This is a genomic window from Saprospiraceae bacterium (assembly GCA_016713025.1).
Lineage (GTDB): Bacteria > Bacteroidota > Bacteroidia > Chitinophagales > Saprospiraceae > OLB9.
Genome location: JADJPZ010000004.1, coordinates 765,055 through 780,413, shown reverse-complemented (window position 1 = coordinate 780,413; position 15,359 = coordinate 765,055). Strand labels below are relative to the sequence as shown.

The 15,359-nt window shown below is 37.1% G+C and carries 8 protein-coding genes; 3 read left to right on the top strand and 5 right to left on the bottom strand.

Annotated features, from left to right (window positions below; genetic code table 11):
• Positions 1-32: 32 nt before the first annotated feature.
• The 3 genes from IPK35_09655 to IPK35_09645 form a co-directional block, all read right to left on the bottom strand.
• A complete protein-coding gene (locus IPK35_09655) occupies positions 33-2,441 on the bottom strand; it encodes an outer membrane beta-barrel protein (GenBank protein MBK8053518.1) in 2,409 nt (802 codons plus the stop codon).
• 206 nt (positions 2,442-2,647) lie between these two features.
• Positions 2,648-3,235 (bottom strand): diheme cytochrome c-553, encoded by a 588-nt coding sequence (locus IPK35_09650; protein MBK8053517.1) that lies wholly within the window; start codon positions 3,233-3,235, stop codon positions 2,648-2,650.
• Between the two features lie 450 nt (positions 3,236-3,685).
• A complete protein-coding gene (locus IPK35_09645) occupies positions 3,686-6,184 on the bottom strand; it encodes a T9SS type A sorting domain-containing protein (GenBank protein ID MBK8053516.1) in 2,499 nt (832 codons plus the stop codon).
• Positions 6,185-6,928: 744 nt separating this feature from the next.
• Here IPK35_09645 and IPK35_09640 point away from each other — a divergent pair.
• The 3 genes from IPK35_09640 to IPK35_09630 all read left to right on the top strand — a co-directional run bounded on the left by IPK35_09640 (position 6,929) and on the right by IPK35_09630 (position 14,563).
• Positions 6,929-8,371 (top strand): hypothetical protein, encoded by a 1,443-nt coding sequence (locus IPK35_09640; protein MBK8053515.1) that lies wholly within the window; start codon positions 6,929-6,931, stop codon positions 8,369-8,371.
• Positions 8,372-12,275: 3,904 nt separating this feature from the next.
• Positions 12,276-13,472, top strand: coding sequence for a hypothetical protein (locus IPK35_09635; GenBank protein ID MBK8053514.1), 1,197 nt, complete (start codon positions 12,276-12,278; stop codon positions 13,470-13,472).
• A gap of 38 nt (positions 13,473-13,510) precedes the next feature.
• Positions 13,511-14,563, top strand: coding sequence for an alkaline phosphatase family protein (locus IPK35_09630; protein MBK8053513.1), 1,053 nt, complete (start codon positions 13,511-13,513; stop codon positions 14,561-14,563).
• On the opposite strand, the gene IPK35_09625 is transcribed toward IPK35_09630, so the two are convergent.
• Complete coding sequence (locus tag IPK35_09625) at positions 14,560-14,811, bottom strand: hypothetical protein (protein ID MBK8053512.1); 252 nt, start codon at positions 14,809-14,811, stop codon at positions 14,560-14,562. The genes IPK35_09630 and IPK35_09625 overlap by 4 nt on opposite strands.
• A complete protein-coding gene (locus IPK35_09620; protein MBK8053511.1) occupies positions 14,808-15,353 on the bottom strand; it encodes a DUF420 domain-containing protein in 546 nt (181 codons plus the stop codon). Before IPK35_09620 ends, IPK35_09625 begins: the two co-directional genes overlap by 4 nt.
• Positions 15,354-15,359: the final 6 nt, after the last annotated feature.

Below are 15,359 nucleotides of genomic sequence, written 5' to 3'. Positions count from 1 at the left end.
GATTTTTAGGTCTGAATTTGAAATTTTGGTCATCACTCTACTCTCTTTCTTTCTTCAGCTGCACTTGATTTTTTATTCAGGTTTGATTTTACTTTTGTGCTACCAAAGTTACGTCTGAATACTATCTTATAATTTGTCTGTGCGAAAATCATATTGTTGGAAAATTCGTTTTTTGTGCCGGGATCCACAAAATCTGACCTAAACCGCATCGTATTCAAGACATTGTCTACACCTATAGTGATGGACGATTTTTTTACTTTTTTAAGAACCGCAAGATTTAATGATCCGAATGGCTTATTCTGAAAAGGTCCAAAAAATCCACCTGTATTGAAAAACCCACCTATTTCAGCCGTAAAAGAGTTGGGCAAGGAAAATGTATTATTGACAAATGCATTCGCAGAAAGTCGTTGGATTTCTATATTTGAAGTTTCATATATACCGTATATTTTTTGCCTGAAGCTGGTCAAATTAATATTAATCTCCCACCATTTTTTGACTACAATAGGGAAAGCAATTGTTGCAGACAATGTGGTGAAACTATCAAAATTTCTGACTCTGGCTATGATGTTGTTGGATGTCCCCTCCAATGATGGGACAAACCGTGCTATTGGGTTTTGATCTACGGCATACTGTATAGAAAAGACTTTATTGTTGTACTTGTATTCACCACTGATCGCCTGAGATAATACTGCCAAAAGAGCCGGATTGCCCGTGACCAAAGACGTAGGGTCTGTGAAAAAAATAAAGGGAGCCAAATCATTAAAGGTAGGTCTTGTGATACGTCTTGATGCTGAAATATTGATGGAAGATTTTTCAGTCAATGCATGGCTAATAAAAATACTGGGAAAGAGATAAGGCAAATCTCTGTTGATCAATGTAGAATCAACTTCATTTTTAATCGTAGTGACAGACTCTTCAAATCTCAAACCTAACTTAAAACTTGTTTTTTCTGACAAACTGCCACCTACTGAGGTATAAGCTGCGACTATATTTTCATTCATAGCAGCATAACTTGAATATTGTGGCTGGCGAACCCAAATATTATTTATCTGATAATCGACCGATGCATCATTATCGAAACTTGAAAGCGTCAGTTTGGCTCCCGATTCCAGATTGAACTTCCCCAGTTTGTATTCATAATCTATCGCATTGACCCAAACCTGAATTGGAGTACTTTTGAAGCTTTTACTATTGGCTGCTATTCCAGTTTCCGTGGTCGGCTTTACAAATTTATTGGTATAAATCGTAGGGTTTTCTGTCGTATAACTCAGTAGGTCAGAACTAATATTGAGCAAACTTTTATTACCAAATCTATGTGAAAATCCCAGACTCAAGCCACCATGCTTCCATTCGTTTTTCTCAGTCTGAGTACTTAATATCGTATTGTCATACTTTTGATTTTTTGTAATCTCGGCTGTACTTTTTGCATCCATAGACCAATTGTTGAGATAACCATTAGCTCCCCACGATATGGATGACTGACCAAAAGTATAAGTTGTACCAATTCTAAGCGTACCAACATTTCTTTTCGGGTTTCTATCATTTATTGTTGAGATATTGGTAGCATTCTGCCCTGAAAAAACAGTCCTCTCAAACCTAAAGTCCTGACTTTGGTGATTGGCACTTAGAGATGCGTCAATATACGAAGACCATTTTTTTGTATTGAATGAAATAGCGGCATTGGTATTTCCTATGAAACCCTTATATCCACCAAGTGTGATTCCGAAATTTCCATTATATCCTTCATTGTCACTTTTGATGAGAACAATATTGATAAATCCGGCATTTCCTTCTGCATCAAAACTTGCGGGTGGTGTTGATATGATTTCGAGTTTTGAAATATTATTGGCATTGATCCCCGAAAGGAGACCAATCAGCGCATCGTCTTGAATAAATTGTCGTTTACCATTAATCATTACGACTACACCGTCTCTTCCTGCCATCGAGATGACACCACCTTGCCTATTGACCGTCATACCAGGTGATCGCTCGATGATATCCAATGCACTACTACCTGCTGCAAGGGCTGAACTCTGTACATTGACCACAAGTCGATCTACCTTTCTTTCGTACATAGTCTTGCGTGCACTGACTTGTATCTCATCGATGGTTTGGGCGGCTTCCACAAGTATTGTGCTTTCCAAAACGATATTTTGATCTTTAACTACAATATTTTCAATAATTTTTGGTTCGTAACCCAACATGCCAAGCTCTAGTACATAGGTGCCGGGATCGACTTTTGTTAATATAAAAAGTCCTTGTTCATCTGTGACAGTACCAGCTACAAATACGTTTTTGATGGAGTTTTTGAGTACTACCGATGCAAATGCCAATGGTTCTTGGGTGGACTTCAATATATTTCCTTCAAGCTTTTTCTGACTCAGGATAGGCGACCAAAAAAACAACAATAAAAAACTAAAAAAGCAATGATATTTTTGCATGATTATAAAGTTGGCTTAGAGTTTGTTTAAAATTTTTCTTAGTTGTAAATCAGGAGATTATGGTTCTGGCAATAAAATAATCAACGTATTTAGCTTGTCTGACAACTATGTTAATAGCCGGGCAGGTGAACTAAATAAGGCGATTATTTTGAAGTCAGGTTCATAATACATTGATTTTATGGCAATAAAAATTTAAGCATACCTGATTATTTTACAGGACTTGGAGGGATATTAGCAGGTACTACATTTTTAACAGGAGTCAAACTCTTCAGATATGTATAAATAGCTGTTACATCTGCGTCTGCCATGTTCACATAATTTTGCCAAGGCATAGGTGGAAGCAGAGGGCGGCCATCTTCCATTCCCTTAAATTTTCCTTTGGTAATCGCAATTTTAAATTGTTCCCTGGACCATGAACCTATCCCAGTCTCATCGGGAGTAAGGTTGCCCGCAAATGACACGCCCCAAGGGCCAACACCTGCCGTGAGGTCAGGATAAAACAATGTCCAGCCATTTTTAAGTGCATCATTGGGCATCGGTAGCAGTTGGGTTGTCGATTGATAACCAGACAATACCAATTCTGGGATCAATTCCGGTCCGTTTGTTCCCATGCGCTTGGGTGAATGACAGTCATTGCATCCCAAGATGGTCACTAAATACTGCCCTTTTTTAATAAGGCTGTCTTGGGAGATGATCGCGGGATCGTTTGTGTTTTTCGCTTTTTGTTGATTACACTGTACTAGTGTCACCATCAAAGCGAATGAAAAAATAATTTGAATAAATTTTGTTGTCATGATTGTAAAGATTTTTAGTGATTGTGGCGCAAATCTAAGATCTTCTGATTTTTTGTACAATATAACTTTGGTTATATATACTCAAAATAAATTGGTTTGTGAAAAATGGGTTAACCAACATCTTGATTTTGAGTATAATGAAGACACAATTTTTCTCAAAAAAATTATCGACGGTATTATCAACCTGAAACCTCATATTTGTTCATAGTCAGTTAAAGAGAAATGCATGGGTAAATTAAGGTCACAACTGTTGGGTTAACCCAACAGTTTCCAGTCAATCCGAAAGTCTGTATAATTTGCCAAAGTAGGTGACATCTTCAAAAGTCTAAGTCAATTACACTTCCATCAAAATGCAATCAACCTTAAACCTCATATTTGTTCATCTTTAGTTAAAGATAAATATATGGGTAAATAAATGTTCAGAGTGTGCAAAAAGAGATGAATGTTAACTTACTCCTTAGGGCTAACTGTGATTTTTTTAGTAATGGTGCCCTGTGTAGTGACTACCTGCATGATATACACGCCAGCTGTCATCAGTGATGTATTAACCGAAATCGATTGCTGATTGACTTCATCCATAGCTGCTACCATCGACCCCATCGCATCATAAAGTTTGTATCCTTTGATGATATTTCGTCCGTTGAAGTGTAGGTTGAGTGCATCCTGTACCGGATTAGGGTAGATGATGAGTTTGTCTTCTGTAGGCACAGGTACTTTTTTCTCCCTGTTGACCCTGAACTCTGCGTAGGCATCCGGGATCCTGTATTTTTCTCCATCTATATCTTCAAGCTCGATGCCATCGGTCCATACATTTCTGTACAGCACATCATTTTGTGTTCCAAAGCCATCTTTTGTCTTAAAGCCTTCTGCTTCATCAACAACTATGGCATATATTTTACCAATACTTCCATTGCCCGAAGCCCCTTTTGGTTTAAAACCTTCAGCTTCATCAACAACAATAGCCCCTGCTTTCACAACCCCAGCTTGCAATGTACCTGATGCAGAATTTTTTGACATTTGAATAGATCCATTTCCTTTAGTCAACCAACTGTCTTTATAAAATTCCGCATAAATACTTCCGGGAGCAAAAATATGGGGTGCAAAATTGAGAGAATATACCATTCCCAAGAGGTCCACCAATGGTTTAGAAGGTGTACCGAGTATCACGTCCAGCACCAAAAGATCACCTGAATCCAATTCTGTTGAGTTGGGTACGAGCTGAAATCCATATTCTTTGAGAGCAAATACTTCAGTGGGCACAAAATTGTGTACAAGACCAAAATTGGTAATAATACCGGCCGTGTCACTTACGCTCAATAATCCATCACCATCAGCATCAATATGTTTGATATTCAAACCATTAGGCTGTTGGTAAGCCCAGTCTTCAGACTTTTGCCCGCCACGATAAGGTAGGTTGATATCTGATCTGGATTTTCCACTCAAACCTATAAATCTGCCTAAGGGTAGAATATCTGAAATAGAAACCCTGCCATCTCCATTCATATCTCCTGACCAAACACAATTAGGTCCTGCACATGGACACACACTGCCATTATGATCATGCACCCTTATATATATTTTATACACTACACATGGATTATTGGGCACACAGTACTCTATATCAAAAGAGTCTGATCCGTAATAATTGTTGTAAGGCGTATATGTCAGAATTGCTTTTGACTTAATGGTATTACATTCGTCGGTGATACTTGTATTGATGTCAAATACCTCTGCGGTTCCAAATTCAGGTTCGTTAAGCACTTTAAATGAATACTGAGCAATAGGAACATTGTAAGTAATAGCCAATGGTGCATTCTTCAATGTATTGAAAGTATAATCCACAGGTTGTATAGGAGCAAAATTACCTACAGTAATGGTTATTTTTCCCTGTGCCTGATAGTTACCATAATTGACCGTATATGTAAAGTTTTTGATCCCCGTGTACCCTGAAGGTGGAGTATATGTAAAGCTACCCTTGTTGCCTTTAGTGAGTTCGGGTGAAAACGATGTGATCGGGAAATTTGAACTCAGGTCATTTTTGAATACATCAAAGCTTATTGATGTGTTTTTGGGAGTAAAAATGGCATCATCTTTTACACTGCTGGTATTCTGATTTTTTTTCAGGATGTTTACAACAATCAATCTTTCATAGTTGCCATTTTTCAGTACAAAAACATCCCGATTGTTGCTTCCTTTGTTGGGTGTATATTGGTATACCTGCTCGTGTTTTAATTCTATCTGACCATAGGAGGGAGGTGTGTTCTGTATAAATCCGGAAAAAGGAAGCGTAATAAAGGTTGTTTGTGTATTAAAAAGACTGAGCTGTATCGTATCTTTTATGGCTACAGTTGATTGTTCCCTAAGCAAATACACTACCCCATTGGCGACAGCACCTTTATCATCTTTGACGCTGTAAAGTATAAAATCATTGTCTTCATCAGCAGCTGGTGTATACAAAATCTTACCATTATTGAGCACCGCTGTACCTGCTTGTACATGGCTTATGCCTGCAAGTGTCAGCGATGTAGCGGTAGTAATATCATTCGCTAAAGCATTAATTTCAATTTGATCATCAGTGGCAATGGTCACAAAATCAGCTTTGGTGGTAATAGCAGAAGCGACAAGATTAATATGGTAAGTAATCCATCTTGGCTTTATACCGTCTGTATACTGTATGACAGCGGAGGCTTTCCCTGTGAAATCATTTGATCCTTGAGTGGGAGAAATGGTGATCTTCCACAATTCATTGCCAATGTTTGATATACCAACAATGGTGTTACTGACTAAACTCGATACCGACGAAGGCTGAAATTTGGAAGAAATAGTATCATGCTTTTCCTGACCAGACAATATCACAAAATGCCTGTCAGCATCATTGATTTGACCCAAAGCCAACTGACTATAAAGCCCGATGAGAAGGAAAATTATTTTAATTCGGAGGTGTTTCATGGTTCGTCTTAGGGAGACTATCCCATCATTTGGTTATAAATCAAACGCAAAGATAAAAAACTGATTTGAGACAACCAAATATATATTGAAAAAAAAGTAATAATAATTTTATCCATCTGTAAATTAGTCAACATTAACATTCTATATAAGTAAAATACAGAATTTTATACATGAAACATATCTATAATTTGAATGCATTTACCACCCTTGATATAGTAAAAATACATAAATTATAACATACACTAATTGTAATAGTAACGTATTATTGGATTTTATATCTATGATTGCCAATGGTCGATTCTCCTTTTCGACTGAGGTGCGTCCCGTAGGGCGACCCTTAAGCTAAAAGGGGAATACAGATCATGTTTCGCTCACCAGCCCTCCTTCTTCGGCTTAGGGGTCGATCCTTTTCGACTGAGGAGCGTCCCGAAGGGCGAATCTTAAGCGAAAAGGAGTTGGAACAAGTGTCAAAATCGCTCACTAGTCTTCGTTGCACTCAGCTTGGTGGTCGATGATGTAGTGGTCGAAGGGCTTTTCGACTGAGGTGCGCCCCGTAGGGCGACCCTTAAGCGAAAAGAGGAATACAGAGTTATGCTTCGCACACCAGTCTTCGCTTTGCTCAGCTTAGTGGTCGATGATCACCTGTCCTCCTTCGTCTGCATAGTGGTCGAAGGGCAAAAAGATAAACATTTTTCCAAAAAAATAAAAATAAAAAATTAACTTCGTGTCGCAATACCATCATAGATGAAAGAAAAAAAAATATTATTTGCCTTAAAAGGATTGAGTATTTATGAACTTAATAGTTTCAGCAAATACATCCATTCGCCATATTTTAATGTCAACAAAAACATATCGGACTATTATGACTTTTTGGAAAGGCACATTAAAGAAGGAACTGCCGATGATCTCTCCAATGAGACTTCCTGGAAAGTAGTTTTTAAAAATGAACCGTACCACAATCAAAGATTCCTAAAGTTGAATTCCGACCTGCTATCCCTGCTCGAGGATTTTATAGCCCAACAGGAATATGAAAGTATGACGAGTCTCAGGGCGTGCCACAAACTCGCCGGAGCCGGCAAAAGAAATATGACTAAATTGTATAATGGCATATTGGGAGATATAGGTCGCCTCCACAAATATGAAATCAACCAGTCTTCTGAATTTTATCTGAACAAATATATGATTGAAAAAAACATTTTTAGTCTTAAAACTGAAAATGAAAAAAAGAACGAAAAATTTGAAATTGATAGGGAATTGAATATTCAGAAAATTTCAGAAAATTTGGATATTTTTTACATTGCTGAAAAACTTAGACAATTTTGTTCATTATTAAGTTGGCAGAAAATGTACAAACTGGAGATCACTCTATTTAACATCGATTCAATTCTTGAACAATCATCAAGACACCCGTATTCAGAATATCCAGCAATAAAGATGTATTATACTATGGTTTTGACTTATATTGATGAAAACATAATTGAACATTACTACGAACTTAAAAAACTTATCAATGAATATATTTATTTATTTCCTGAGTATGAGCAAAAAGAAATTTACTACACAGCAATTAGTTATTGTGTAAACAAAGTGAATAAAGGAGATTTTTCTTTCCAAGAAGAAACTTATTTAATATATAAGGAAACAATTGAAAAAAATAAGCTGTTTTTAGGTGGGGATTTATCACCATCAGATTTCCGCAATGTGGTTTTTTTTGCTCTTCGTGTCAACGAATTTGATTGGACAGAAAACTTCATCCACGAATATGCCGAATATCTTGACCCCAGATACCGGGACAATGCTGTAGAATTTAGTTTAGCTCGTTTGGAATTTTACCGAAAAAATTATGGCAAAGTACTTGACCACCTGAATAAAGTAAATTATGAAGACGTTTGGTACAATCTGAACGCGAAAACACTGCAATTGGCTGCATATTATGAGCTGGATGAATATGATGCCTTAGAATCATTAACGTTGTCTTATAAAATGTATATTAGAAGAGAAAAATCTATTACTCCTGAAAGAAAAACACACTATCTAAATCTAATTAAATATACATCAGCACTGATGAAGGTAAATCCTAGGGACCAGCTCAAAATCCTAAAAATACAAGAAGATATCTCACAAACCAAAGGTATAGTCTCCAAACCCTGGCTGATGGAAAAAGTGAATGAAATGATAAGGAAGTAAGTATAAACGCAAAAGTAAATAACGTGAATTCAGGATAAGAGAATGAAAGCAAATGTGGTTTAAGCTCAAGTCGATAGGAGAAAAATCAGGGCAGTTGTTTAATATATTATATAATTCTATTGAAAGAAGGAGCGTTAGCTCTGCTATCTTCGTAAAATGGCTTAAATAATTGAAAACAAGGGGCATAGCAACTGTTGGGTTAACCCAACAGTTCCCAATCAATCGCAAAGTCCTTAAAATTTGACAAGGTAGAATTAATATATTCCTCATAATTTACCCATCCCTGCCCGCCTACTACATAGTGGTCAGGCGGCTAAATGTGTCCACAAGCCGACGTTTGTGGTTCCTTCATTTTTGAGTGAAATCGTTCACTCAATTTGCTTTGCAACCATTCAGTCATCCTTAAAATGGAAGCCTGCCTGCCGGCGAGGCAGGACTTTTAAACCCATTGAAATGATTAAAAGAAGGAGCGTTAGCTCTGATCTCTGCGTAAAATAACTTAAATAATTGACAATAAGGGGCGTAGCCCTGACATCTTCATTGATGCTGATATTGTTTTAAGATTGCAGGGCTAACGCCCCTGATGATGTGTTTCGGGATTCTGATTACAAAGATTACAGGGCTAACGCCCCTATTTCTCTAAATTTACCCACCCTAAATGTGTCCACAAGCTGACGTTTGTGGTTCCTTCATTTTTGAGTGAAATCGTTCACTCAATTTGCTTTGCAACCATTCAGTCATCCTTAAAATGGAAGCCTGCCTGCCGGCGAGGCAGGGACTTTTTAAACCCATTGAAATGATTAAAAGAAGGAGCGTTAGCTCTGATATCTTCGTAAAATGACTTAAATAATTGACAATAAGGGGCGTAGCCCTGACATCTTCATTGATGCTGAAATTGTTTTAAGATTGCAGAGCTAACGCCCCTGATGATGTGTTTTGGGATTCTGATTACAAAGATTACAGGGCTAACGCCCCTATTTCTCTAAATTTACCCACCCTAAATGTGTCCACAAGCCGACGTTTGTGGTTCCTTCATTTTTGAGTGAAATCGTTCACTCAATTTGCTGTGCAACCATTCAGTCATCCTTAAAATGGAAGCCTGCCTGCCGGCGAGGCAGGGACTTTTTAAACCCATTGAAATGATTAAAAGAAGGAGCGTTAGCTCTGATATCTGCGTAAAATGGCTTAAATAATTAACAGTAAGGGGCGTAGCCCTGACATCTTCATTGATGCCGAAATTGTTTTAAGATTGCAGGGCTAACGCCCCTGATGATGTGTTTTGGGATTCTGATTACAAAGATTACAGGGCTAACGCCCCTATTTCTCTAAATTTACCCACCCTAAATGTGTCCACAAGCTGACGTTTGTGGTTCCTTCATTTTTGAGTGAAATCGTTCAATCAATTTGCTTTGCAACCATTCAGTCATCCTTAAAATGGAAGCCTGCCTGCCGGCGAGGTAGGGACTTTTTAAACCCATTGAAATGATTAAAAGAAGGAGCGTTAGCTCTGATCTCTTCGTAAAATGGCTTAAATAATTGACAGTAAGGGGCGTAGCCCTGACATCTTCATTGATGCCGAAATTGTTTTAAGATTGCAGGGCTAACGCCCCTGATTATGTGTTTCGGGATTCTAATTACAAAGATAACAGGGCTAACGCCCCTATTTCTCTAAATTTACCCATCCTAAATGTGTCCACAAGCCGACGTTTGTGGTTCCTTCATTTTTGAGTGAAATCGTTCACTCAATTTGCTTTGCAACCATTCAGTCATCCTTAAAAAGGAAGCCTGCTTGCCGGCGAGGCAGGGACTTTTTAAACCCATTGAAATGATTAAAAGAAGGAGCGTTAGCTCTGATATCTTCGTAAAATAACTTAAATAATTGACAATAAGGGGCGTAGCCCTGACATCTTCATTGATGCTGATATTGTTTTAAGATTGCAGGGCTAACGCCCCTGATAATGTGTTTCGGGATTCTGATTACAAAGATTACAGGGCTAACGCCCCTATTCCTCATAATTTACCCATCCTAAATGTGTCCACAAGCCGACGTTTGTGGTTCCTTCATTTTTGAGTGAAATCGTTCACTCAATTTGCTTTGCAACCATTCAGTCATCCTTAAAATGGAAGCCTGCCTGCCGGCGAGGCAGGGACTTTTTAAACCCATTGAAATGATTAAAAGAAGGAGCGTTAGCTCTGATCTCTGCGTAAAATAACTTAAATAATTGACAATAAGGGGCGTAGCCCTGACATCTTCATTGATGCTGATATTGTTTTAAGATTGCAGGGCTAACGCCCCTGATGATGTGTTTCGGGATTCTGATTACAAAGATTACAGGGCTAACGCCCCTATTTCTCTAAATTTACCCAACCTAAATGTGTCCACAAGCCGACGTTTGTGGTTCCTTCATTTTTGAGTGAAATCGTTCACTCAATTTGCTTTGCAACCATTCAGTCATCCTTAAAATGGAAGCCTGCCTGCCGACGAGGCAGGGACTTTTTAAACCCATTGAAATGATTAAAAGAAGGAGCGTTAGCTCTGATATCTTCGTAAAATGGCTTAAATAATTAACAATAAGGGGCGTAGCCCTGACATCTTCATTGATGCCAAATTAGGGTCACAACTGTTGGGTTAACCCAACAGTTTCCAATCAAAGGGAAAGTCCGTAAAATTTGACAAGGTAGAATTAATATTTAATAAAATACCTTAACCCTAATTCACTTTAAATATGATAAAGAAGATGTACCCCCAAAACATCAGAAGTACATCTCCATTTTTCATTTAGAATCCATCAGCTTCGTCAGTAATAATAGCGCCTGCAACGATTCTAATAACTTCCAGAATTACATTTAATGCATCCATGAGTTCATAGTTTTATAAGTTTACAAAATAATATATCGACACAAAAAAAAAGAAGAAATTATATTTCCTAATATTTTGTGAACTATTTTGCCATAAGTGTAATAAATGTTAAAAAAAAAGAGAGACAATCCTTTGAGTGCATCTCTTTAGTAGCTTATCCATACAACAATAAGAATTAGGCTTTTCGGAGTACGACGGTAATGATTTGTTTACCGACTTCTTATGATGCCTTTAATATACCAAATTATTAACTAACTGATGCAAAGGTAAGGGGCTTATCTCAGCGAAGCAATATAACTTTTGTTATATATTTTAGACAATGTTAGAGTCTGTATATATATGATAAGTAGAATGTCTGTAAATATTTGCTTTAGGTCAAAAGAATATTAAAATTCAAGCTCTGACTTCCTTTATTTGTAACAAAATATCAAAGTTTTATTCAATATTCATATTTTATAGTGGACAGAAAATATTCTGCGAAAAATATAAATCATAATATGTTGCAAATCAAATAATTATGATTATAAATTTTCGCAATCAATTTTCTGTTTGGTATAACAAGAACTAAGCCTTTTTATCATCCCCGCTAAGACTCGTGCGTCACCACTTCCTTCTTGAGGATGACTGAATGGTGCAAAGCAAAATCGTGATACGAAATCACTATTTAATGAAGGAACCACAAACTACGGCTTGTGGATGGGTAAGCAAACCGGGGGATAGGTATAAACAACAGCTCTGTTTTTTACGCACCCCAACCCTCCCTTAAAATGGCCCTTAGAAGGGAAGGACTTAATATTATTGCCTTAACTAAACGACATTGAATTATAAATTATATAATATAGTGCAATTTGGGGATACTCCCTTTTATTTTGTTGGGGATGACTGTGCAATGCTGACTTCGAAAAGAATCATACTGCAATGCTTACTATTCTTACAAAAAGTAACTTTAATCACCTTTTTACATGAAGTATCTGCATATCTTTGCCATAATTACAAAAAATGATTCCATAAATCTGTGATAAGTAGATTAAAAAGATAACTCCTTTGAAAAAATATAGATTACCCGTTATTTCCTTATTTATTATTGCTTTATGCATAGTATATATTGAAATATATGTTGATGATAATATCTTTATTGTCCCGTTGAGTAAACCTTGGGAATTTGCTGTTCCTAATCAGGAAGTACCTAAGGGCCTTGCTTCTTTAAGTGCCCAACATTGCGGATCATGCCACAAAAACCACTTTGAAGAATGGCAAAAGTCTACTCATGCACAAGCCTGGACAGATATGCAATTTCAGGCTGAGCTAAAAAAGGAATCGAGCCCTTTTATGTGCATAAATTGCCATATTCCTCTTCAGAATCAACAAGAATTTATAGTGAAAGGCCTACAGGATGGTGATCTTTATAAACCAGTAAAAGTTCCAAATCCTCATTTTGACAAATCTCTGCAAATGGAAGGTATTACTTGCGCAGGTTGTCATGTCCGGAATAATCAAATCATAGGCCCCACCGGTGCTCCCAATGCTCCACATCCTGTTGTAAAAGATGTAGTTCACCTCTCAGAAAATCTGTGTATCAGTTGTCACAATGCAAATGCGGTTGTTACACCTACACTTGCCTGTTCATTCGAAACCGGCGATGAGTGGAAAGCAGGCCCTTTCTACGATAAAAAAAACTGTATCTCCTGCCACATGCCCGAAACACATCGCGAAATTGTACCCGGATATGCACCCCGGAAGAGTCGGTATCATTCATTCCCCGCTTCAGGTATTCCCAAATCACCCACACACAAACCAGAAAGACTTGAAAGCCTTGAGTTTATTTCATCCACGTTGAATAAAAAATACAAGGTAGGCGATTCTATTTACTATACGCTTACATTAAGAAATACAGAAGCCGGACATAGAGTACCAACAGGAAATCCAGAAAGGTTTATCATGATTGATTTTCAACTTAAAAATCAGGATGGTAAAATTATAAAAGAAGCATCCGGACGTATTGGGGAACACTGGGAATGGCATCCTGAAGCAAAAAAAACGGATGATAACAATCTCTATCCAGGGGAGAGTCGTGTATTTCCGTTAGGTCTGAAAATGTACCAGCCGGGCAGATATTCGCTGACAGTGAAAGTATCAAAACACAGATTGACTCCTGAATCTGCGCAGTACAATAAACTCACAAAAGAATATCCTTTGTATATTGATGTGTACAATCATAACTTAACGTTCACAGTATTCTGATTAAGAATATTTGTATTACTTTTGTTAAAAAATATAGTATGACTAATATCAAATCAATCTTAGTGCTTCTTGTTACAGTCTTTGGATTATTTAGCCATTCTGTTAGCCAAAATACTAAAATAACGACTATTGCATTCGGCTCTTGTGCTCATGAATATAAAGCCCAACCTATATTAGGACATATCGCAGATTCCAAGCCGGATTATTTTATTTACCTTGGAGATAATATATACGGAGATACCTATGATATGAATGAACTTAAAGCAAAATATAAAAAACTCTCGGACAAACCTGAATTTCAAGCTTTAAAAAAGTCTACCAAAATTCTGGCAACATGGGATGATCACGATTACGGCTGGAATGATATAGGCAGGCATTATAACAAAAAAATAGAATCCAAGGACATTTTCCTCGACTTTTTTGATGAACCGGCTTCATCAGAAAGACGGAAAAGACCGGGCATCTACACTTCATATATGCAAGATGTAGCAGGAAAAAAACTTCAGATCATTCTTCTGGATACTAGAACCTTCAGAGATAATCTCCGGACTTATAGAGGAGAGCTTCATGCCAACCCAAAATATTTTTATTCATTAGATTACTATCCGCATGCACATTCTGACTCCACTTTGTTGGGTGAAACCCAATGGAAATGGCTAGAGACAGAACTCAGGAAGCCGGCCGATGTAAGAATTATAGGATCCAGCACACAATTCTCTATCGAATACAATGGTTATGAAGCTTGGGCCAACATGCCATCAGAACAGCAAAAAATGATTGATCTGATCAAAAAAACTAAAGCAAATGGCGTAGTTTTTATTTCCGGAGATGTACATTATGCAGAAATATCAAAATTAGAAAAAGAAGGCTGCTACCCTATTTATGATTTTACTTCAAGCGGAATTTCATCAACATGGCATTTTGCTACTCCTAATATTAACAGAATTGAAGGCCCGGTAATGGAAAATCACTATGGAAAGATAACAATCGACTGGAGTTTAAAAGATGTGGAATTAAAAATGGAACTGATCGATGTCAATAAAAATCAGAGATTCGAATATACTATCCCTGTTTCGCAATTGAAATTTTAAGGCGTATCAGGTTCTTTATCATAGTTTTTTCTGTTCTTATACCATAAATATCCTAAAGTCCCTACGATAAGGTATGGCATGGCAAACATATAAAGTATACCGTTATTGAGCCCTTTACCTTGAGTTCCCCCATCTCGCAAATTGGATTCGGCTGATAATTTACACATAGGACATTGCGCTACCAAATCGACATTGAACAAAGCAATGACTAAAACTACCAGAACAAAAATCATCCATTTATTTTTCATAAATAACAAGGTTTTAATAGAAAGTAACAAAGCGGACCTGTGATGGCTACGTATAACCAAATAGGAAACACCCATCTTGCTAATTTTCGGTGACCTTCCACCTGAAAAGTCAATCCCTTGACAAAAGTAAATAAAATAAATGGAAGAGAAATACCAGCAAGTACAATATGTGTGATCAGAAAAAAGTAGTATATATATTTTATAAAGCCTTCTTTGCAATATGTGGTTTCATTAGTGGTAAAATGATATAATACATAACACACTAAAAATAACGCAGAAAGTGTTAAAGCTGCATAAATCGACTTTTTATGATTTACAACATCTTTTTTCCTGATAAAATATAAAGCCGCAAATAGAAACAAAGTAACTAAGCTATTAAGGGTAGCACTTACCGGCGGCAGAAAACTAAAATCAATACCTAAATCAAACTTAATTCTTCGCATCAGCCCAACAGTAATAAATACCACAATAGTTAAGACAACGCTGATTTTATTTAATCTTTTCGCTAAGTTAATATCAGGTTTAGGATATCTGTGTTCCATAAAATT

Coding starts and splice junctions, on each gene's coding strand:
- IPK35_09630 (MBK8053513.1), top strand. CDS start 13,511: ATGACTAATATCAAATCAATCTTAGTGCTTCTTGTTACAGTCTTTGGA.
- IPK35_09655 (MBK8053518.1), bottom strand. CDS start 2,441: ATGCAAAAATATCATTGCTTTTTTAGTTTTTTATTGTTGTTTTTTTGG.
- IPK35_09620 (MBK8053511.1), bottom strand. CDS start 15,353: ATGGAACACAGATATCCTAAACCTGATATTAACTTAGCGAAAAGATTA.
- IPK35_09645 (MBK8053516.1), bottom strand. CDS start 6,184: ATGAAACACCTCCGAATTAAAATAATTTTCCTTCTCATCGGGCTTTAT.
- IPK35_09650 (MBK8053517.1), bottom strand. CDS start 3,235: ATGACAACAAAATTTATTCAAATTATTTTTTCATTCGCTTTGATGGTG.
- IPK35_09625 (MBK8053512.1), bottom strand. CDS start 14,811: ATGAAAAATAAATGGATGATTTTTGTTCTGGTAGTTTTAGTCATTGCT.
- IPK35_09640 (MBK8053515.1), top strand. CDS start 6,929: ATGAAAGAAAAAAAAATATTATTTGCCTTAAAAGGATTGAGTATTTAT.